At 36.2% G+C, this 20,323-nt stretch carries 17 protein-coding genes and 12 tRNA genes; 1 reads left to right on the top strand and 28 read right to left on the bottom strand.

The features are described from left to right. Positions 1 to 8 precede the first annotated feature (8 nt). From cas5b to FEU33_RS02845, 7 genes are all read right to left on the bottom strand, one after another. A complete protein-coding gene (gene cas5b, locus FEU33_RS02870; RefSeq protein WP_146547923.1) occupies positions 9 to 752 on the bottom strand; it encodes a type I-B CRISPR-associated protein Cas5b in 744 nt (247 codons plus the stop codon). Beyond that, positions 753 to 1,649 (bottom strand): type I-B CRISPR-associated protein Cas7/Cst2/DevR, encoded by an 897-nt coding sequence (cas7i, locus tag FEU33_RS02865; RefSeq protein WP_146547922.1) that lies wholly within the window; start codon positions 1,647 to 1,649, stop codon positions 753 to 755. A 1-nt stretch (position 1,650) separates the two neighbouring features. Then, positions 1,651 to 3,327, bottom strand: coding sequence for a type I-B CRISPR-associated protein Cas8b1/Cst1 (gene cas8a1 / locus FEU33_RS02860; RefSeq protein ID WP_244950969.1), 1,677 nt, complete (start codon positions 3,325 to 3,327; stop codon positions 1,651 to 1,653). 16 nt (positions 3,328 to 3,343) lie between these two features. Further along, entirely contained in the window at positions 3,344 to 4,078 is a 735-nt protein-coding gene (cas6, locus tag FEU33_RS02855; protein WP_146547921.1) for a CRISPR-associated endoribonuclease Cas6, read from the bottom strand. Positions 4,079 to 4,564: 486 nt separating this feature from the next. Next, positions 4,565 to 5,380, bottom strand: a complete 816-nt coding sequence (locus FEU33_RS02850) for a serine/threonine protein kinase (protein WP_146547920.1) — start codon at positions 5,378 to 5,380, stop codon at positions 4,565 to 4,567. After that, positions 5,380 to 5,550 carry a hypothetical protein gene (locus FEU33_RS18630; RefSeq protein ID WP_186731295.1) on the bottom strand — a complete coding sequence of 57 codons (171 nt, stop codon included), beginning with the start codon at positions 5,548 to 5,550 and terminating at the stop codon, positions 5,380 to 5,382. Before FEU33_RS18630 ends, FEU33_RS02850 begins: the two co-directional genes overlap by 1 nt. A 277-nt stretch (positions 5,551 to 5,827) precedes the next feature. Next, positions 5,828 to 6,154, bottom strand: coding sequence for a GlpM family protein (locus tag FEU33_RS02845; RefSeq protein WP_146547919.1), 327 nt, complete (start codon positions 6,152 to 6,154; stop codon positions 5,828 to 5,830). A 116-nt stretch (positions 6,155 to 6,270) separates the two neighbouring features. On the opposite strand from FEU33_RS02845, the gene FEU33_RS02840 reads away from it, so the two are divergent. Beyond that, complete coding sequence (locus FEU33_RS02840; protein WP_146547918.1) at positions 6,271 to 7,149, top strand: LysR family transcriptional regulator; 879 nt, start codon at positions 6,271 to 6,273, stop codon at positions 7,147 to 7,149. Between the two features lie 1,672 nt (positions 7,150 to 8,821). Here FEU33_RS02840 and FEU33_RS02835 read toward each other — a convergent pair. The 21 genes from FEU33_RS02835 to FEU33_RS02735 form a co-directional block, all read right to left on the bottom strand. Further along, positions 8,822 to 10,261, bottom strand: a complete 1,440-nt coding sequence (locus FEU33_RS02835) for an o-succinylbenzoate--CoA ligase (RefSeq protein WP_146547917.1) — start codon at positions 10,259 to 10,261, stop codon at positions 8,822 to 8,824. 264 nt (positions 10,262 to 10,525) lie between these two features. After that, positions 10,526 to 10,882: a DUF3221 domain-containing protein gene (locus FEU33_RS02830; RefSeq protein ID WP_146547916.1), complete on the bottom strand. Its 357-nt coding sequence runs from the start codon at positions 10,880 to 10,882 to the stop codon at positions 10,526 to 10,528. An 826-nt stretch (positions 10,883 to 11,708) separates the two neighbouring features. Beyond that, positions 11,709 to 12,527, bottom strand: coding sequence for a 1,4-dihydroxy-2-naphthoyl-CoA synthase (gene menB, locus FEU33_RS02825; RefSeq protein WP_146547915.1), 819 nt, complete (start codon positions 12,525 to 12,527; stop codon positions 11,709 to 11,711). Between the two features lie 12 nt (positions 12,528 to 12,539). Then, on the bottom strand, positions 12,540 to 13,364 hold the full coding sequence (gene menH, locus FEU33_RS02820; protein WP_244950968.1) for a 2-succinyl-6-hydroxy-2,4-cyclohexadiene-1-carboxylate synthase: 825 nt from the start codon (positions 13,362 to 13,364) through the stop codon (positions 12,540 to 12,542). Continuing rightward, positions 13,358 to 15,079: a 2-succinyl-5-enolpyruvyl-6-hydroxy-3-cyclohexene-1-carboxylic-acid synthase gene (gene menD, locus FEU33_RS02815; protein ID WP_146547914.1), complete on the bottom strand. Its 1,722-nt coding sequence runs from the start codon at positions 15,077 to 15,079 to the stop codon at positions 13,358 to 13,360. Before menD ends, menH begins: the two co-directional genes overlap by 7 nt. Continuing rightward, positions 15,072 to 16,454 carry an isochorismate synthase gene (locus FEU33_RS02810; RefSeq protein ID WP_146547913.1) on the bottom strand — a complete coding sequence of 461 codons (1,383 nt, stop codon included), beginning with the start codon at positions 16,452 to 16,454 and terminating at the stop codon, positions 15,072 to 15,074. The genes menD and FEU33_RS02810 overlap by 8 nt, the downstream gene beginning before the upstream one ends. A gap of 289 nt (positions 16,455 to 16,743) precedes the next feature. Then, positions 16,744 to 17,238, bottom strand: coding sequence for a TraR/DksA C4-type zinc finger protein (locus FEU33_RS02805; RefSeq protein WP_146547912.1), 495 nt, complete (start codon positions 17,236 to 17,238; stop codon positions 16,744 to 16,746). Positions 17,239 to 17,529: 291 nt separating this feature from the next. Continuing rightward, complete coding sequence (locus FEU33_RS02800) at positions 17,530 to 18,282, bottom strand: MerR family transcriptional regulator (protein ID WP_146547911.1); 753 nt, start codon at positions 18,280 to 18,282, stop codon at positions 17,530 to 17,532. Between the two features lie 446 nt (positions 18,283 to 18,728). Continuing rightward, complete coding sequence (locus FEU33_RS02795; RefSeq protein WP_146547910.1) at positions 18,729 to 18,926, bottom strand: hypothetical protein; 198 nt, start codon at positions 18,924 to 18,926, stop codon at positions 18,729 to 18,731. 283 nt (positions 18,927 to 19,209) lie between these two features. Continuing rightward, positions 19,210 to 19,281: transfer RNA gene (locus FEU33_RS02790), tRNA-Glu, on the bottom strand. Between the two features lie 7 nt (positions 19,282 to 19,288). After that, a tRNA-Ser gene (locus FEU33_RS02785) sits at positions 19,289 to 19,379 on the bottom strand. Between the two features lie 3 nt (positions 19,380 to 19,382). Continuing rightward, positions 19,383 to 19,459 (bottom strand) — tRNA-Asn (locus FEU33_RS02780). Between the two features lie 8 nt (positions 19,460 to 19,467). Continuing rightward, a tRNA-Ile gene (locus FEU33_RS02775) sits at positions 19,468 to 19,544 on the bottom strand. Positions 19,545 to 19,554: 10 nt separating this feature from the next. Continuing rightward, positions 19,555 to 19,625: transfer RNA gene (locus FEU33_RS02770), tRNA-Gly, on the bottom strand. Between the two features lie 6 nt (positions 19,626 to 19,631). Next, positions 19,632 to 19,707: transfer RNA gene (locus FEU33_RS02765), tRNA-Phe, on the bottom strand. A 26-nt stretch (positions 19,708 to 19,733) separates the two neighbouring features. Continuing rightward, positions 19,734 to 19,810 (bottom strand) — tRNA-Asp (locus FEU33_RS02760). Positions 19,811 to 19,812: 2 nt separating this feature from the next. Further along, positions 19,813 to 19,889, bottom strand: a tRNA-Met gene (locus FEU33_RS02755). A 47-nt stretch (positions 19,890 to 19,936) separates the two neighbouring features. After that, a tRNA-Ser gene (locus tag FEU33_RS02750) sits at positions 19,937 to 20,029 on the bottom strand. Between the two features lie 20 nt (positions 20,030 to 20,049). After that, positions 20,050 to 20,126, bottom strand: a tRNA-Ile gene (locus FEU33_RS02745). Between the two features lie 7 nt (positions 20,127 to 20,133). Next, positions 20,134 to 20,207: transfer RNA gene (locus FEU33_RS02740), tRNA-Met, on the bottom strand. Positions 20,208 to 20,241: 34 nt separating this feature from the next. Continuing rightward, a tRNA-Ala gene (locus tag FEU33_RS02735) sits at positions 20,242 to 20,317 on the bottom strand. Positions 20,318 to 20,323 lie beyond the last annotated feature (6 nt).

Here is a 20,323-nt window from a genome sequence, read left to right as displayed (position 1 = left end):
CTTCATTATCATGCAAGAAAAACGATCAAATCATCTTCATCGAATTGAACAATATGTCTAGCAAACAGTCTATTATTATTAGTTGCAGGTATATGGAAGGCTTTGATTTTCTTCCATTGTCGAATTGTCTTTCCTTTAGCAATTTCAAATAACTCATATGTTTTATTGAGGCTATAGTATGTCCCAATTGACTGATACAATTTTTTATCTTCTATTATTGAGTCCATTGGAACATAAATATCATAAGGAATTTCAACCATATCTTTCTTCGTTCTTTCCTTTTGTATCTCCACCACTTTCACCTTTTTAACTTGCAATAAATCTTCTCTTCTACCGAGTGATAGATATTCTGCTGGTGATTGAAGGGCTTGAAGAATGACCGAAATATAGTTTTCATCTTCTGGTACTATATGAATAACAAGTTCAACATCCACTAATAATTCAACCGTTGATACTCCTCTCGTAACACCATACGTTTTCCCATTTGTATCTTCAATTTTCAGTTGATGTCTTCCCTCTTCAAATGAGTTTCCTGCAAACTCATATCTTGTCCAAAGATCATTGACTTTTGAATGATATTTTCCCTGAATGCTAATTTGCATGGGTACATATTCTGTAAATCCACATGCTGCATGAATCATCCCTATCACCGTTGAATAAGGTGGTAATGGGTAAGATTCTTTTAGTTGAAAGCTAGTTGGTTTTCGATAATTCGCTAAGTTCTGATAAGCCTCTAATCGAATTCCCTTCATTTACTCACCCGCTTGTTGGTAATATGATTCAACTGCTGATTGTAAAGATTGAAAGAATTCTGCAATGGATGTTGCATGTAATTGTGCTTCAATCTCCGCATCATTTTCAAGAATTCCTTTAATAAGCCCTACTTTTGTATTTTCTTTAATAACTGTATCTTCTTCTAGTACATTTAGGATGGTTTGAACTGATAGACGATTTTGTTTTAGCTTTAAACGATTTTCAAAGAATGGATTTTTAATATCATAGACTCCACCAATAGCAAATATTGGAGCTAAGTTTTCACGGCGTCCTTTAATATCGCGATAAAGGAATTTTAATGTTTGAAGTAATATATTAACACGTTTTGCACGTTCGACAGGTGGAATTTCTACACCATCATTTTCATCAATGCCAACTTTGTCTAAATCGATTGCTACTGTATAGGCATAAAATGATTTATGAATTTCACTTTGTGCAATATTACCACCGCTGATTTCATCACCTTGTTGGCCAGTTGCTTTTTTATAACGATCAAATAAATTTTTATTTGTTAAAAACTCTAAATCTGTATTATAGCTTTCAAGAGATACTGCATTTGATAAGCGCACAACAGCTGCTCTTGTTCTCGTTGGTTTTGCTGTTTTCATATATCCGAATAAATCAATTTCAGCATAATCTGCAATTGATGCATCTGGGTGGAATTGTAGCACCTTTTTATCATTACCGATTGGTGTTGTTGCAGCTTCCATTTGGTCTACTATGTTATAGCGAAGGGCTTGTCTTGAAATATAGGAATACATCTCATGGTCACCACGAGATATTTTTTTCAAAGAAGCGACATTCCCTACCCCTTCTCCATAGTTGGCACTTTCGGCTTCAAAAATGATGCTTACTGTTAATCCTTTTTTTAGCATATTATTTTTCCTCCCCTTTATTTATAGATTGCTTATTACTACTAAATCCTAATAAAAATGCATAACCAATTGTTTGAAATACTTTTTCATCACTTAATGCTTTTACAAAAACTTTTGGAATCTCTATCTTTTTATAGCTATAAGCTTGAATCAATGTTTCCAAAAATTTATTTGAATTTTTGACTTTTAAAGCGTTTAATAAACGATATAATATTCCATTTATCTTATTTTTTTGATTTTCATTTACATATATCTCCCTTAATTTTTCACCAAAATTTCTTATTTCTTGAAGTTCAACTTGTCTCATAAAATGCACGCTCCCTTCAAATTGAATATTAGTAATATTTAGGATCCTATAAATAGCCGCTAGGTTTTTGAAATCTCCTGAAATATATAATTTCATCAATTTATTCAACAAATCATAAAAAGATTGGCCGTTGTAAATCCGTTTGATTACTTCTTGGTAAAGATCTGTATATTCTCTACCTTCTTTTAAATACTTGCCTACTAAATAATTCAAATCCTTTTTCGCTTTTACGATCAGAGCTGCTTTTTGTTTTGAAAGAATATTAAACGTGTATGGCCTTGATTCGTTATTTTTATCAAACTTAACAATTTGGATATTGTCGATTTCTAATTGCTTTTTCGATTCAACGTTTTGATCCATAACATCTAAAATTCGATAATAGGCTTTCTCTTCTAATTCATTCATCGTTAACTCGTTTTCACCATCACGCAGTGGAATTAAGTTTGCTGAAATCAATTGTTCAATTGACTGATTATTATTGATAAAAATCCCTTTTCCTTTAACAAGAGTAAATCCTAACGGCACGCAGCTATAAATTAAGTTACAAACGGGACAAATAAAAATATCACGTTGATGATCCCAGTAATGTGAAGACTTTCGTGCTGCATCCACACCTGTTTTTTGCAACCAGGTAAGGTCAAATGCTTCATTCAATTTTCCCATTGTATTATCGCAGGTTGCACATTGAAACTTATTTTTAGCGTATTTTTTTTCATTCTTTTTCGTTTCTAAATAGTTTTGAACAGCATCTGTAAAGTAATTTTTATATTCTATATATAAATCCTTTTTACTAGCTGTACTATTTAAGAATGCAACGTTTGTCCAAAATCCTTGTACAATTTGATAGCTTAATGTACGTGCTACTAAATAATGTCTAGCTTGGGGATGCTTTAAGTTTTCAATACAGGTTAACAATTTTTCAGAAGTTTCTTTTACCTGGTCAGCAATATCCTCAAATGTTTCGTTTTTCTTTTTAGATATTTTTTTTAATGATTTGGCAGTTACTTCAAAAAAATAATCGATTTCGGTTAAAAATCTATACGTATTTGTATAGCTATTGGAAGTCAACCATCTTTTCATATTGTCAATGATTTCATTGAAATGTTCCAACTGCTTATCATCACTAAGATGTTGCTTATAGTTCAATAAGAAGCTTTCATAATTCAGCATTTTGGAATAGCTTGTATCATAATCATACTTATCAATTAAATAATTGAAGTAATGATTTTCAAAGTTTTCAAGTGCGGACTCCTCAAAAAGAATAGACTGATTTCCCTCTTTTTGATAATTGATTCCGCTATGGTCAAGAATTCGAATTAGACCTAAAATCCCACTGTTGTAGAGAAAGTCATTTAATGTAACTTTGATCATTTGATGTTCACACCTCCTATTCTTGTAACATTTGTATACTGCCAAAAAACTGTGATCTTCTAACTCCCAAACCGCTACTCGTCAAAATAGCTAAATCCTCTACAGCCCCTTCTAGCATAAAGCTACCTTCAAAACAATTAACAAATAGTATGGATTCCTTATTCAACTTAGCAAATGAATGGTGTTTTAATTGGACGACTTTTTTCTTCATGATTACAGGTGTGAACGATAAAGGTTCCAGCAAATTTCTTCCTGCTACTGCTTTTACAATGACATTGGCAATATAGTTAAAATCCTCACTATAAGATAGATCGTTTATATCTAAAAAACGCCCTTCCTTATTTTTGACAGCAATAGGTGAATTGGTTTTAAATAACACCTTCCGTTTCGTTGGAAGTTTCTCAGATAAGACTTTCACATAGGCAAGCTGCACTTCATAAGCTTGATATCGAAATATCTTTTTTTGAACAATCCCATTGTAAAGATACAGAATAAATTCAGGATTTGGTGAAGAGATAGTCACTCTTATTTCACCATTTACTTTTATTTCAGTTTCTTCAATTACATAATCTTGCAGAAAAATACTTCCTGTAAATGATTTTGCTTTTTTGTTTACCTTTTCCCCATAGCTATACAATTCTTTTATTGTTTCAGGTGAGGAAATCTCTAAAGCCGCTTTGACTATACTTGTAAACATAAAATTATACTGTTTTGGAAGTTTTGCAGGCTGAAATACAATTAACAAATTCAATGGATTCACCTCCTTTTATTAAAATAAATAGATATGGTTTAATTATTTTACAAAGAACATTATTTGTCAATACTTTCAACAATTTATTTTGAAATTAAAAGAAATATGCTATAATGAACATAAATTTACTATGTGGAATGTAAATTATCTGTTTATTTTAATTTTACTTAAACTATGTGGAACTACGAAGGATGCATTGATATATTTAAGCCGATGCATCCTTTTTGTTTTTGCATCCCATTCTTACGATCTATCTTTTTATGTACGTTTTTTAGAATGACTATAATTCTTAGCACAAAATTATTTTTATGACTAAGAATCTTAATAAAATATTCCATTTATAATCACATTTTACCATATCTATTAATCCATTATTTGAAATTATTTGAATTTTTAATGATAATTTTAGACTAAGTGGGCTTCTTCTCTCAAAAACCAAAAGCCACCCCTTCCGAAGTAGCTTTTTCCATACATTACATTCTCTTGTTACATCGCTCTGGATGCTTGGATAGAATGATTTCTTATTTGGCTTAGTTTGTTTTGGGCTTCTGAGATATTTTGAAATATTTCTTTGATGCCCAGTAGTCTCTCGATAAAGTTTTCGATGTCAAAAGGTAGTTTTAATTCTTCTTGCCAAGATCTTTCTTTTGACTCTGTTGGATGGTAGGTTGAGTACAACAAAAATAGTAAAAAGTGGCCTATTGCATAGAGATCACTTTGAGGTGTTTTTAATCGCTTTGGATGACGCCATAGTTGTTTGTCTTTTTTTTGGAGAGGAGCTGCTAAACCAAAGTCAATAATTCGCAGTTTGCCATCAACAGATAAAATGTTAGGGATTCGTAAATCTCGATGTGCATATCCTGCTTTATGAATCTTTGAGACAATTTCAAAAAGCTCTTCCACAATTTTTAGCGATTCATTTATCGTAAATGGCTTGTTTTCCTGAAGAATAAGTTCTTCAAATGTTTGACCATCCATATATTCCATGATGTAAAATGGAATATCCTCGATTTGGCCTCCACAGAACACCTTTGGAAAACTTTCCTCTGCTAGATGCTGAAGGGTAGCGATTTCAAAAAAGAAGTGATTTCGTATTTTTCTTTTCTTTTTTCCCCTTGCCCGTAATCTTTTCATCACGACTTTCTTTTCACTTTTCCGCTCTTCCAACAAATAGGTAATCCCATACGAGCCATAGCCAAGTTTACGGATGACTCTATATGGTGTCTGCTCTGCAATATAACGCATAAATACAATTTCATAGTGCTTCTCACGATATTGGTTCCAATTTTTTTGAATATCCATTAGCTAAAAAAACTACGGGAACTAAAGAAACTACGGGAACTTTTCTTGTGGCGGTTCCCTTTGTAATAATTGTGACCATGATATTGATCATGATTGGAATAACGACGACTACTAGAACCATGATAGCGCGACTTATTATTCATCAAAGAACGAAAAATTTTATCCAGCATTTAAACGCCTCCTTGTTTTTATACATATACGAGATCCTCCCATTTGAAGTTTCACTTTTCACAAAAAAAGATTGGAAAACCAAAAGTTTCCTCAATCTCTTTTATATCCTTCATTTCAAAATACAAGTATAAAGAAAAAGATACACTACCTGGAAAATCTCCCTTTCAACACATCACGTGCAGAGCCAAAATCGGCCGGGATCCATTGCCTGAAAAAGCATAATTTACGCTGTGCGCTGTGTGCATCTATCTTTAAAAATTGTACTAACAATCCACTTTAGAGCATTAAATATCTAGAACCTACCATAAACACGATATATATACCGAAAGCAATTAGCACAGATGGGCCTGGCCTGAACCAGTTGGTGAGCATATAGATTCCGCCTACTAAAACGACCATACCTAGCGCACCTATAATCCCATTACGTTGTGTAATATGGAAAATTTCAGGTGTCATATGATGAACTTGTAAATTTAAATTCATTAGGGTCAAAATCGGTAAAAGTGTGATGATACCTGATAAAAATAAGTATTTTGATTTACTTAACATGGCGGCGAGCATCATCACAGTGCCACCTATGATAAATTGAATAACATATCCCACGATTATTTCTCCTAACAACATGATTGATTTGTTGCCATTGTAATGTTATTTTTATCATTAGTAAATTGAATGTTTTAAATGATAACTATAGAAAAAATTTATAGATGGTGAATATGATGTCCATGAACAAAATAAAAGCATTTGTAACAGCTGTGGAATATGGAAGTTTAACAAAGGCTGCCGAAAAACTTGATTATACGCAACCAAGCATTAGTCATATGATTAGTAGTTTAGAGGATGACTTTGGATTTTCTTTATTAATAAGGGGAAAATCTGGAGTAATCCCTACAGATAATGGATTGGCTCTCTTGCCGGCGATGCAGGATCTTCTGAAACGCTCTCAGCTTCTGAAGGAATTGGTCAATGAAATTAATGGTATGGAGATTGGAACTATACGGATTGGTGCCTATACAAGTGTTTGCGTTCACTGGATGCCGACTGTCTTGAGTTTATTTAACTCAAAATACCCCAAAATTCATATTCAACTATATGAAGGAAATTCTCAAGAAATTAAACAATGGTTAGAAAGCGGGAAAATCGACTTTGGCATTGGAACAACACAAGTCAATCAAAATCCTCATTTCATCCCTTTAATGCAGGATCGAATGCTCGCTATACTTCCGAAAGAACATCCATTAGCAAGCCTTGACTCAGTACCGCTTAAAGCTTTTACAACAGAGCCTTGTATTATGCCCTATGAGGACTCGCATCATGATGTACAATTTATCTTTAAAAAAGAAAAAATCTCCCCTAATATCGCCTACCAAATTCGTGGAGATGAAGCCATTATTGCGATGGTTAAAAATGGGCTAGGTATTAGTTTGCTTTCTGAATTGCTCATTAAAGAACATCTAACAGAACTTTGCGCAAGACCCATTGAAGGCAATTATGTTCGAAGTCTCGGTATTCTTGCGAACGCACCTATCCAAAGTCTCTCCCCTTCAAGTAAAAAATTTATCCCTTTTTTACAAGAATGGGTTCTGAGCAATTACTAAATGATCTTGCTTATATAAAGTGAAGTTTCCATCAGGGGGGTCTTCATCTCCCACTAGAATAGAGGAACTCAGGTTAAGAACGCCACGTCCTGTGGCAACACCTGAGGAAACAACATCCTGTTGGCCCTAACCAATCGGACTTTTACGGGCAGTTGTCCCCCATCTATCTTTCTCGTTTCTCTCTATATCTTGAGATAGGGGTCTTACTGCCTGCTAAAGCGGGGTAAAGTGAAATTTCACTCAGTAACAGTTTCTTCATCCCTCACGAACTCTTAAGTATTGAAAAGATGTTATCTACCAAAAATGCTCACCCAAAACAGTAACTATCGAAAAAGCAAAAAACGAGACTGGAGCAAAGCCTTCTTAAAATAAATAAACCATATGAAATAAGATTTATAAACCTTGTTTTCATATGGTCTTATTTTCAAGATTTGTACTAAAATTAATTAGTTCTCGGCTTATATCCCACAGTCTCATCCCTTTTATCTTTCGGATAGCTCTTTCACTTTAATAGTCTGAAATCTCATCATCCGACTCTTTCGCTAGATGATTTTTTCTAAACTGATAGTTCACAGCACAGATAACGCATACGGTCACAAGCACAAAAGAGAGTTCAACGATTGCACAAAATCTTATAAAGTAAAATAGGGTAGGATAAACTAAATATTCTGCTGAGGTCGTGAAAATCGGAATATATAAAAAGAAGGAAAAAGCGGCAAGAAAGCTTTGGATTTCGAGGTTCACTCGTGAATACTTTGATTGAACCATTATTAAACAGATATAGTTCACAATCATCAAGAAAATCGTAGCTAAAATGATGGCTGCACTAATTTGATGGATTTTTATAATTGTGAAGAGTAGAATGGTTGCCCCTATTACAAGTACAGATAACTCATTTCGAAATTCGAATATTTTTTTAATGATAGAATCTCCTCCAATGACAATTGCTTATTTTTTAAACAGATCACATCACAGTTCATCCCTCAATGCTTTCTATCGAAATACAGTTGACCGCTCCCATTAATAGATTATGGAGCAAGCCGTAATCTTATGACTATCTAAATTGGATTTTTAAATAAGAATGGATTAAGATTGTCTTTGCCCTTATAGATATAGCCTGTATGGAATGGATTCAATAGCTATGTTCATAAAAAACGTCCAATTATTTCCGAGGAAATATTTAATTCTACAAATTTCCTGATAAATCGACCAATCCATTTCTACTTTTATCTAATTTTATGACAAATATTTCACATAATGTGGATTTGCTATACTCTCCAATATGTTCTTTGAATGAAGCAAGCTTTAATAAGCATTGGATTTTCTCTTATCCTCTTGTTAAAGCTTTTTGTAGATAGAATGGAAGCACTCGCCCATATGTCTTGAAAGCGACCACTGAAAGACGAAAATCCATCTGCTTTTATCGATAAAAATCCTGCTCTGTCATGTTATTAGAGATGAATTGACTTTCTCAATAGCGCCTTGTCTTGAAGGGAATCTTACGAGGCTGGGACAAAAGCATTTTAGCCAATGAAAAATCCGAACAGTGAATAGAAATTCTAATAGAAATTTTCCATTCGTTCGGATTTTCTTTTTTTATTACCATGCCTATAGAACTCAATAATCCAGCTTCTGGAGATGCTCATTTAGTTCTGCCCCAGCCTCAATTGTTTCATAATATCAGCTCTTGTAATTTACGACGTAATAATTTATTGGACCCGTTACGAGGAAGCTCTTTTACAATATAGATTTTCTTAGGTACCTTGTAGGCTGCTAAATGTTCTTTACAAAATACTACAAGCTCTTCGGTATTTACATCATTTTTCAAAACAACAAAAGCATTTGGTACTTGTCCCCATTTTTCATCCTCTATTCCACAAACACCCGCCTCTCGGACACTTGGATGAGAGGTTAAAACATTTTCAATTTCAGCCGGATATATGTTTTCCCCACCAGAAATAATCAAATCAGAGCGGCGATCTACTACAAATAAGTATCCCTCTTCATCAAGATATCCAATATCACCACTATGCAGCCAGCCATTTTCCTGAGAGAGCTTATGAGCAAAGCGCCCAACATATCCTGGTGTTACATGTGCACCTCGTATGAGTATTTCCCCTTGTTCAAATGGTTGATTGGCACCATCAATTCGTATCTGATTAAAAAAGAGCGGTTTCCCTGCTGAGCCGATTTTCCGAAGTGCATCTTCACTCGATAAAGTTGACGTTTGGGAAGCGGTCTCCGTCATACCATATGTTTGTGAAACTCGAATTTTACGTTCGATCGCCCGTTTTAAATAATCGATTGGCACTGGTCCACCACCAGCAAGCATCGTCTGAAATCGATCGGATACATATTTATCACGACGCTCTAGTTCCGTTAAAATACGCTCAAGTGTCACAGCTACCACTGACATCCGTGTTACTGTGCCATCAACCAATTGATCGACGATTTTCTTAACATCGAATTTTGTATAAAGCTCCAGCCGAACCCCATGCAGCAAGCATTTACACAACATGGAAAAACCGCTAATATGAAAAAGTGGAACCGCGCATAACCACGCATCATCCTCTATAAGTCCTGTGTTATAAAGTGAAGATGTCGCGTTTGATACATGATTTCCAACGGTTTGGCGCACTCCTTTTGGAAAACCTGTTGTCCCAGATGTATACATAATCGTCAACGTATCCTCTTCACTCCATTCAAGCATTGGTGTGAATTTTGTAGGAGGTGTGTCCGAAACTTTAAAAAATGGGTAAATCTGCACTTCTGCTTTTGGTAATTTTTCTAGCAAAGAATCTTCTGCTAAAATTGCCACAACCTCAGAATCCTCAATCTGATAAGCTAATTCCAGTTTGCTTAAGCGTAAATTCAATAGCACCATCTCACATTGCAAATGCATACATCCACAAATCATGAAAATAATTTGCGGAGTAGACGTTGCATAGATAGCTACTCGGTCGTGTGGTTTAATCCCAAGTGATACTAATTTACTTGCTTGTTGTAATGCTAGCTCATTTATCTCTTTATATGTCCATGCTTGCCCCTCGAAACGTACTGCTATACGATCTGGTGTTAACATTGAACGTTGAATAATCCAGTTTGGAATCATTTGCTTGTCACCCTTATATAAAAAATCATCTCTTTTATTTTAGCATTTTCGCATTATAATTTGAAAATACTTATATCATCTCGAAAACATCCTAATTTTATATCATTTAGATTTGTCAGTGACAATAGCCAAAAACGCAGAAAATTAAAAGCAGGAATGTAAATTTTACGTGACATTCCTGCTTCTTGATTTTAAATGATCTGCTTTTATGATGAAAGTAAAGAATAGTTTAACTTCTTTCGATGTTCTTCCTCCCTAATTAATTTAATCTAAAACTTCTATCTTACTACTAGTTCCATGCGCAGGATTGGAAGTATCTAAGTCTTCTACCAAAATTCTTACCTTGTTTCCGACTTTTAGATTTTTTATATCTGTTTTCATCTCAAAATATGCTGCTCCTTTTGCCTTCTTTAATACTTCTTGTTCAGATAAACCTCTAACTTCTTTAACTGACAATCCACTTACTACTAATATCTGATTGTCTTCTATTTTCGCTACTATTCCAACAATGCTTGATTTTTTTTCTTCATCATTAGATGAATCTTTTGAACACCCTATATTACTACAAGTCATCCCTATCATGAAAAGAACTAAAATTATGAAATTTAGTTTTTTATTCACCTTTTCCTCCTTAGATGTGTCTTTAGAGAGATAAGTTGGCTCTCCTTTCAATTTAATAGTAGTAGCAAATCATATAAGATTAGTATTAAAATTTAGCAAATAAATCTAAGTTACTATGTAAATTCAAAATATTACTAGACTAATATTTTAATTATATAAAAAAACACCTTTACAAGTGAATCAATTTCATAATGCAAAATTCAGATAAAAAACGCGAACATTTCAAATCAGCATGAACATTAATATTCAGAAATTTTTGTTCCTCTCCAGACGGCGCTTTCCACGGGCTTGGCTTCAATCTCCTCGAGTCGACATGACGTTGACCCCGAAGCCGTTGCCACAGGACGTGGCGAACTTAGGCTTTGTTCCTTAAAACGTTCCTGCGGGGCTTTCAGCTCAAGCTTTTCCCGTAGGACTTTGAATAAGCCTCCCTGAACTAACACCGCACGAAGGAAATGCGCATGCATTTTCGAGGAGTCGCCGTCTTCCGCTCCACAACTATCAAAATTAGTTATTATTAAACGTTCGTATTTTTTAAGAAGAAAATGATTTATGAAATTGATTCAAGTGAAAGAGAAATATTATTTTATTAAGCTATTACAATATGTCAATCTTTTCTGCTACAATCTTATAAATTCAGTTTTTCCTCCTCAACTAAAAGCATAATTATGATTTCACTTCGTCGTTAACTCACAGATAGGCATAGTCTCAAATGGTCAATTGGATAGATTGATGTTTTACTTATTCTTTCATCCTCTAAATTCTAAAAAAAAAGCCAACAAAATTCGTTGGCTTTTCAAAAAAATATTTAGTTAATCTCTTCTCTTTATGGGAAACGTGGGAATTGACCGAAGTCTGGATCACGTTTTTCTTTGAATGCGTCGCGACCTTCTTTTGCTTCATCAGTTGTATAGTATAGCAAAGTTGCATCGCCACCTAATTGTTGCAAACCAGCAAGGCCGTCTGTATCTGCGTTAAAGGAAGCTTTTAAGAAGCGAAGAGCTGTTGGTGATTTTGTAAGCATTTCCTCGCACCATTCTACTGTCGTATCTTCCAATTTTTCATACGGAACAACCGTATTAACAAGACCCATATCGAGTGCTTCTTGTGCATTATATTGTCGACATAAATACCAAATTTCACGTGCCTTTTTATGTCCGACAATACGAGCTAAATAACCTGCACCGTAACCTGCATCAAATGAACCAACTTTTGGTCCAGTTTGTCCAAAAATTGCATTTTCAGCTGCGATCGTCAAGTCACATACAATATGTAGTACATGTCCACCACCGATTGCATAGCCTGCAACCATTGCTACTACTGGTTTTGGCGTTTTGCGGATTAATGTTTGTAAGTCAAGTACGTTTAGGCGAGGAATATTATCTTCCCCCACGTAACCACCATTTCCGCGTATTTTTTGGTCTCCGCCTGAGCAGAATGCTTTTTCACCTTCGCCTGTTAAAATAATGGCGCCGATTTTTGCATTATCACGAGCACGAGTGAAAGCATCAATCATTTCTGCAGTCGTTTTGGGACGGAATGCGTTTCGTACTTCTGGACGGTTAATTGTAATTTTTGCGATGCCATTATAAGATTCATATTTGATATCTTCATAGACATGTTCAGTTACCCATTCACGAGTCATTAAAAAATCCTCCTATATTGTTTCTAAATGTTCCTCTATTATTGTAGCAAAGATTTGTGGATTTTCCACATGTACGGCATGTCCGACATCTGGGACAGTCTTATTTTCACAGCATAAAAATTTTTCTTCCATATCAATAGCCTTTTGTTGAAATTTTTGATCTAGTTCACCTGTTATCAATAAAACAGGCTTCGTCATTTTTTTTAGTTCGTCCCAATAAGAAGGCTGCTGCCCTGTGCCCATCCCTCGCAAACTGTTGGCTAAACCCACAGCACGCTGATTTAGTCTTTCTTGCCGGATGACTAGTTGTTTTGGTGTTGGTAATGCCTTTTGTGATTCGAAGAGAGGAATATTCTCCCATTCTTTCACAAAGGCATCTAGACCATTTTTTTCGATTTTTTCGGCTAACGTACGATCATTTTTCCTTCTAGCTGTGCGTTCTGCTTCTGTTGGTAGTCCTGGTGAAGAACTTTCTAAAACAAGTTTCTCTATCATACCCGCATATTTTACAGCAAAAGCAAGTGCGACACGCCCTCCCATTGAATACCCAACAAGTGTAAAGGATGGAACTCGCCTAGCTTCAAAAAACTCATGCAGTAGTTCAACTTGTTCTTCCATTGAATAACGACGAACGCTATATGGTGAATCCGTTAAGCCATGCCCTATTAAATCTATAGCAAAAATACGATAATCTTTTTGAAATGATTGAATGACCGTATCCCATGTTTTAGTACTACCTGTAAAACCATGCAGGAAAACGATTGTTTTCTCAGCTCTAGGATTGATAATCTGGTAATGTACATTTATGCCTCTTACAGATGTCATTACACTTACCATTTTTCATCTAACTCCTTACTAATTGAGTTCCATAATCTACGATGTGACTGAACGTTATTTGCTCGATTGGTGATCACTTCAATAATACAGAGCGGTTTTTTCTTAGGTGCATCAAGCATTTTTATAAAGTCCTGCTTTGAATGGACCACTTCATATTGAGCATCATACATCTTGGCCAAATCCTCAAATTGCAAACCAGAAGGCGTGCCAAATAATTCTTCATAATGGTCTTCCACCGTCGCTTGTGAAAGGTAAGAAAAAATACCGCCACCATTATTATTCATCACGACAATTGTCATTTCACAATGCTGGTAACGAGTAGCAATCAATCCATTGGAATCATGTAAAAGCGCCAGATCCCCTATCAATAAATAGGAATCTCGCTTGGTCGCCAATTGTGTACCGATGGCTGTTGAAACAACACCGTCAATTCCATTTGCACCACGATTTGCATAGATTCGAACGTCTTTTTCTGTTTTTTGAAAGAACGTATCAACATCACGAATAGGCATGCTATTACTGGCAAATAAATTGCTATGTTCTGGCAAATGCTCAAATAAAATAGCAGTAAGTGCTCCTTCATCTGATTCCTGTTGTACATATGTTTTCACATGCTGTGTTGCCATACAATTTGCTTCTATCCATATTTGTGCATAAGCTTCATCCATATTTACAGTCGCTATTTGTACATCATCTAGCCAATTACCGATTACCGCTTGAATATGGTGTGTTGTAATAGCCAAAGAATCACGGAACATCGGATCCTCATCCACAACTAAATAGATGGATGGTTGTACTTTCGTCAAAAATTGCAGGAACGATTTGGAAACAGGCTGTGCGCCAAAACGAATCACTGTATCAGGTGCTACCACACGCTTAAATGTTTCATTTTTTAAAAGTGCGTCATACTGGTCGATCACGAAATCGTTACAATCATCTGGCACATTCCCACGTAGATGAGAAAGACTTTCTACAAAGACTGGCCACCTCAAATGGCGGATAAAATTCCAAACTACCTTCAAATCTGTATCCTGTGGCAACTCTCCGATAATCAGAATACCTTTTTTCGCATGTTCAATCACTGACTCCAGCATATTCATAGCATGTTCATGAGGACGAAATTCTTGTACCATGCTTTCTTTGAATGAAACAGCTGGCAACTGTTCTTGTAAGTCAATCATCAATGGTTCACGAAATGGCACATTTACATGTACAGGACCAGCAGGCGCGGTTTTAGCGATAGCTACTGCTCTAGCAATATGCCGCTCGACGAATGGTAAAGTGTTTGGAAAATCATCAGGTATTGGAAAATCGACTGCCCATTTTACTTGATGACCGTATAAATTAGGTTGTGCAATCGCTTGTGGTGCCCCCACCTCACGCAGTTCATGTGGGCGATCTGCCGTTAATACGATTAGTGGTATACGAGCTAATTTGGCTTCAACAATTGCAGGAAAATAATTGGCAGCTGCTGTACCAGATGTACAAACAAGAACAACCGGTTGTCCACTCGCTTTTGCTATTCCTAAAGCCAAAAATGCTGCTGATCTTTCATCAACTTGTCTATACATTGTAAATTCTTTTGTATGTGCAAAGGCATACGCTAAAGGTGTAGATCGTGAACCTGGACTCACCACTACATCCTTCACTCCTGCCTGGTATAAAGACGCTACAAGCTTATATACATAGCTCGTTAGAATCTCTTTATTATTCATGTAATTGTCCTCCTAAAGCACGAATCATCGGACGGAATTTCACAAGTGTTTCTTCATATTCACTTTGCGGCTCTGAATCTGCAACAATTCCCCCACCAGCATATAAAAAGGCTTCATCTTGATGTAATAGGGCAGATCGAATGGCAACTGCAAATTCCCCATTGCCAGCTGTATCTAACCAACCGATTGGTGCCGCATATAAGCCTCGATTTATAGGTTCATACTTACGAATGACTTCCATTGCTTTCATACGTGGCACACCGCCTAAAGCTGGTGTTGGGTGCAATGTTTTTACTAATTTCAAAATGGTTGCATCATCTTTTAATTGACCTTCTACTGGCGTATATAAATGCTGGATATCTCTTATTTTCAAAAGCTGCGGTTCTGATGGAATATGATAGCTTGCACAATTTTCTTTAAATGTATGTCCAATCATCTCTACAACATATTGATGCTCAACACGATTTTTAGCATCATTTAGTAAATCCTTTCCTAATGCTTCATCCTCCTCAGGCGTTTTACCACGTTTCACAGAACCCGCTACACAAGAAGAATGGGCATAAGAGTTCTCAACCTTCACTAATCGTTCAGGTGAAGCTCCAAAAAACAATTTACCTTTGTATTCTAAACCAAATAAATAACTTTCAGGCTGTTCTGAGATAATTTGAGATAATATATTGGATGATGAAACAGCTTCTTCAAATTTTAGAACGAGTGAGCGAGCAATCACTACTTTTTCTGCTTCTTTTCGACGAATGAGAGATGTCACTTGATGAATAGATTCCAAATATTCTTTTTTATAGGGTTCAAAACTACTTTTTACTTTTGGTTTTACGTAAGTTTTTAATGCTTTTACTTGTGCTCTATCTATAAGCTCATCACGTTTTATAGTAAGTCTCTTTAATAAATCTGAGTTTTCCCGTTCCGCAACATAGTTTGTACTAATATATATATGGTTATTGCGTATAACTAGTTGATATGTAGCAACTGTGAAAAAAGCCGATGGCATATCTCCCCATTCATCCAAAATACCATTTTCAGGATCAAAAGTGAAACCACCAAATAGAATGGGGTGTAGTGTTTTTTCATTTGTTACAATATGCTGCGTCAGCCTTTTCCATTGTTGCTCAACATCGTCAAAGCGCTGATCTTTTGACTGACTTGTTATGGTATACGCATGACCTAGACCGACTAAGGTAAACGTTTTCTCACGATTTTGCCAATAGTATCGCTGATTTACAAAGGATCCTTCCCCTGCTTCAAAAAATGCCATTGCTGACAATCGATTCACTTCAATTGTTTCCGAAAAAAATTGCAGTGTCGACTTTTCTGTTTCAATTTGTTCGTCGGTTGTTGTCGACAACTTACGATTCATGAAAATTCCCTCCGTCAGTAGATATAGAGATAAAATTATCTACCGTCCATAATGTCCTATACTATCATACATCTTTCTTTCAATTTCATCACTTATTTACTTTATATTTCGTATGAAAAAAGCATGTAGAAAAAATTTCTACATGCCTTGTGTTTCAATATATCAATAAATTTTTCTATTTATAACGATCTTCACTTTATCTGCTAAAAACTGTTGCAATATGTTCTATTCACATTAAAATACTAGGGAAAATATTTATCGTAGTTTCTTCCACTCAACACATAGGATTCTAATCATATCCAACATCAGACGGGGTATCAGAAGAACCATACTCTTCTACAACAAGGAAACTGTCTTCTCCGTCAATTCGATAATCCTTCAAATTACTTGGATCAGATGTTGTCGCATTTAAAATTCCCTCTTCTATAGGACGCTCCTGTGTCCCCATTTTCCTTTCAGAGTGCTTAATACAAGTTAGTGCAGTCGGTATTGCCTCTAAACGCTCATAAGGAATTTCTTCCCCACACACAGTACAATAGCCATACGTGCCATCATCTATCGCCTTTAAAGCTTTCTCAATGTTATCTAATTGAACTTCATGAAATTTATCCATCGCCAGTTCCGTCGCCGAATCTGTCATATCCGTTGCTTGATCTGCTGGATGATTATCATAGTTAGAAAGCTCCATCGACTCAAATATTTCATCATTATCTGGTCTTTCTTCAATCTTTTTTCTTTCATCCTGCAATGCTTTCTTTAATGTTTGTAACTGTTGATCTGTCATTATTTCAACCTCCATTCTTTCTTATTATTCCCCAAATAATTCTTTTCAAAGCACATATTCCACTACATTTATAAAAATGAGATGATCTTTGCTATCTTTTTATGTCATTAGAGGTGATCGTTATATATACCTAAATGCTTGTATAACTATGTATAAAATTGGCTTTGTTTTTTATACCCCTGCTTTTTGTGGATTTACGCGATTATTCCTTAACTGTCTAAACAAAAATAGTATGCTAGAATGTTCTCCAGCATACTACTTTTACTTTGCACCAATTTTCATTATCTTCATCTAAATATTGGCATATATTGCTTCACGTAAAAATTGCGCCATCCCTTTTCGATGTTGATCATAATATGCTGTAAACCTCTCATCCGCCACATACATATCTGCAAGTCCTTTATGAGCTTCTATAGAATAAGATGGCCAATATTGTTTTAACCACTTCTTATGGCACGCTACTGCCTCCTTAGCTTTCACATCGTGAATATCTCCTTTTTGCATAGCTTCTTTCAACAAATCGATGATTCGCTGTTCCAAAATTTGATTTTCTTTAAATTGTTCTTCATTCATTCCACGTAATTTTGCATTCGAAGCATCTATTACATTTTCACCATATTTTTTGCGAATTTCATCACCATATTGTTTCTCATTTTCTTGGACCATTTTATCCTTTAGTCCTTCAAAACGCTCTTTATCCATCATTTCATACTCTCCCTTCATTGATTGAATTGTCTTTTCCACGTTCAGTAGCATCTTTTCGATTCTTGTTCGTTCTTTTAGTAATTTTTTTCGATGTTCTAGCAAAGCACTTTTGATATCAAAATTTGAACTACATAGTATTTCTTTGATTTCCTCCAATTTCAAACCTAATTCACGATACAATAAAATTTGTTGCAAGAGTTGAACTTCCCACTCCCCATAGATGCGATAACCTGAATCAGTCAGTCTAAATGGTTTAAGTAAATCAATTTCATCATAATATCGTAGTGTTCTAGTAGTAACACCTGAAAGCTTAGCAAGCTGCTGAATCGTATATTCCATCTTAATCACCCCCCTCTGAAACTCACTATACAGATTGACGCAACGTTAAAGTCAAACATTTTTCGTATCAAAATATTCCCCACTGTTTTAATGATAAAGTGAAACTCCATCAGTAGGGATTTTTCTTCATCCCCCACTGAAATAGAGAAACTCAGGTTAAAAACACCACGTCCTGTGACAACACCTGAGGGACCAACATCTTGTTGGCCCGAACCAATCGGACTTTTATAGGCAGTTGATCCCCCATCTATCTTTTTTGCTTCTCTCTAAATCTTGAAATGAGGATCTTACTGCTCGTTAAAGCGGGATAAAATAATGATCAATTTGAATAATTACCTCGTTTAAATAATGTCCTTTCTTTCATTCAATCAATTATTTCATTTGCTAAATAAAATCAGATTCTCTAATAAAGTGAAGCTTCCATCAGTGGGGGTTTTCTTCATCCCTCACTGATGGTTAGCTGAACCAATTGGACTTTTACGGGCAGTTAATCCCCCATCTAACTTTCTCTCTAAATCCTGGATAGGGGTCATACTGCCCGTTAAAGCGGGATCAACCAAAATTTTCTTAAAAATTTGCAAAACAAATAACTGTTCATCTTTTTCAATACTATTATCCCCATCTATTAAAATATTTGCGCTCATGGTGGAAATTGAAGAAAATAGGTTCTATACCAATTGTTAGGGTTATCAAGCAATTAGTATAGAACCTCAATATAAAGATGTAGGTAACACAATAGGATAAGGGTGGAGAATTGTATCCCCCAACTATTTACACAGAGCCAGAAAATATACCTCTACGATGTCTCATTTAGCAATACTAATAGATAATGAAAATAATCCAACAAAAAAATGGCTCCAATCATCAGTTTCAATGATTAGAACCATTTTCAGTTATTCAGCTAGTTCTCGTTCTAGCCTTTTCTTATGACCCCTACGGGATTCGAACCCATGTTACCTCCGTGAAAGGGAGGTGTCTTAACCACTTGACCAAGGGGCCAAACATATGGCGGAGAAGGAGGGATTTGAACCCTCGCGCCGGTTACCCGACCTACACCCTTAGCAGGGGCGCCTCTTCAGCCACTTGAGTACTTCTCCATATGGCTCCGAAGGTAGGACTCGAACCTACGACCCTCTGATTAACAGTCAGATGCTACTACCAACTGAGCTACTTCGGAATAATAAATGGTGGGCCTAAATGGACTTGAACCATCGACCTCACGCTTATCAGGCGTGCGCTCTAACCAGCTGAGCTATAGGCCCTTACATGGAAAGCGGGTGAGGAGAATCGAACTCCCGACAACAGCTTGGAAGGCTGTGGTTTTACCACTAAACTACACCCGCATAATATGGTGGGTCGGGACAGAATCGAACTGCCGACACTTAGAGCTTCAATCTAATGCTCTACCAACTGAGCTACCGACCCACAATAAATTCATATATTATAAAGAATGGCGGTTCGGACGGGACTCGAACCCGCGACCTCCTGCGTGACAGGCAGGCATTCTAACCAGCTGAACTACCGAACCATTGGTTGCGGGGACAGGATTTGAACCTGCGACCTTCGGGTTATGAGCCCGACGAGCTACCGAACTGCTCCACCCCGCGATGATATTATAAATTTAATTATTATACAACCATTTAAGTGCTTTAAATGGAGGAGGAAGAGGGATTCGAACCCCCGCGCGGTTTGACCCGCCTGTCGGTTTTCAAGACCGATCCCTTCAGCCAGACTTGGGTATTCCTCCAAATATTATATAAATAAGTATGGTGGACCTTGCAGGACTCGAACCTGCGACCGGACGGTTATGAGCCGTCTGCTCTAACCAACTGAGCTAAAGGTCCTTCAGTATGGCGGCCGAGGGGATCGAACCCCCGACCTTACGGGTATGAACCGTACGCTCTAGCCAGCTGAGCTAGGCCGCCATGATAAAATAATAAATGGTTAGAGTTTTTTAATTGGTGGAGCCTAGCGGGATCGAACCGCTGACCTCCTGCGTGCAAGGCAGGCGCTCTCCCAGCTGAGCTAAGGCCCCAATATA

The sequence above is a fragment of the Rummeliibacillus suwonensis genome (assembly GCF_007896435.1).
GTDB classification, from domain to species: Bacteria; Bacillota; Bacilli; order Bacillales_A; family Planococcaceae; genus Rummeliibacillus; species Rummeliibacillus suwonensis.
This window is presented reverse-complemented; position numbering and strand designations above follow the sequence as displayed.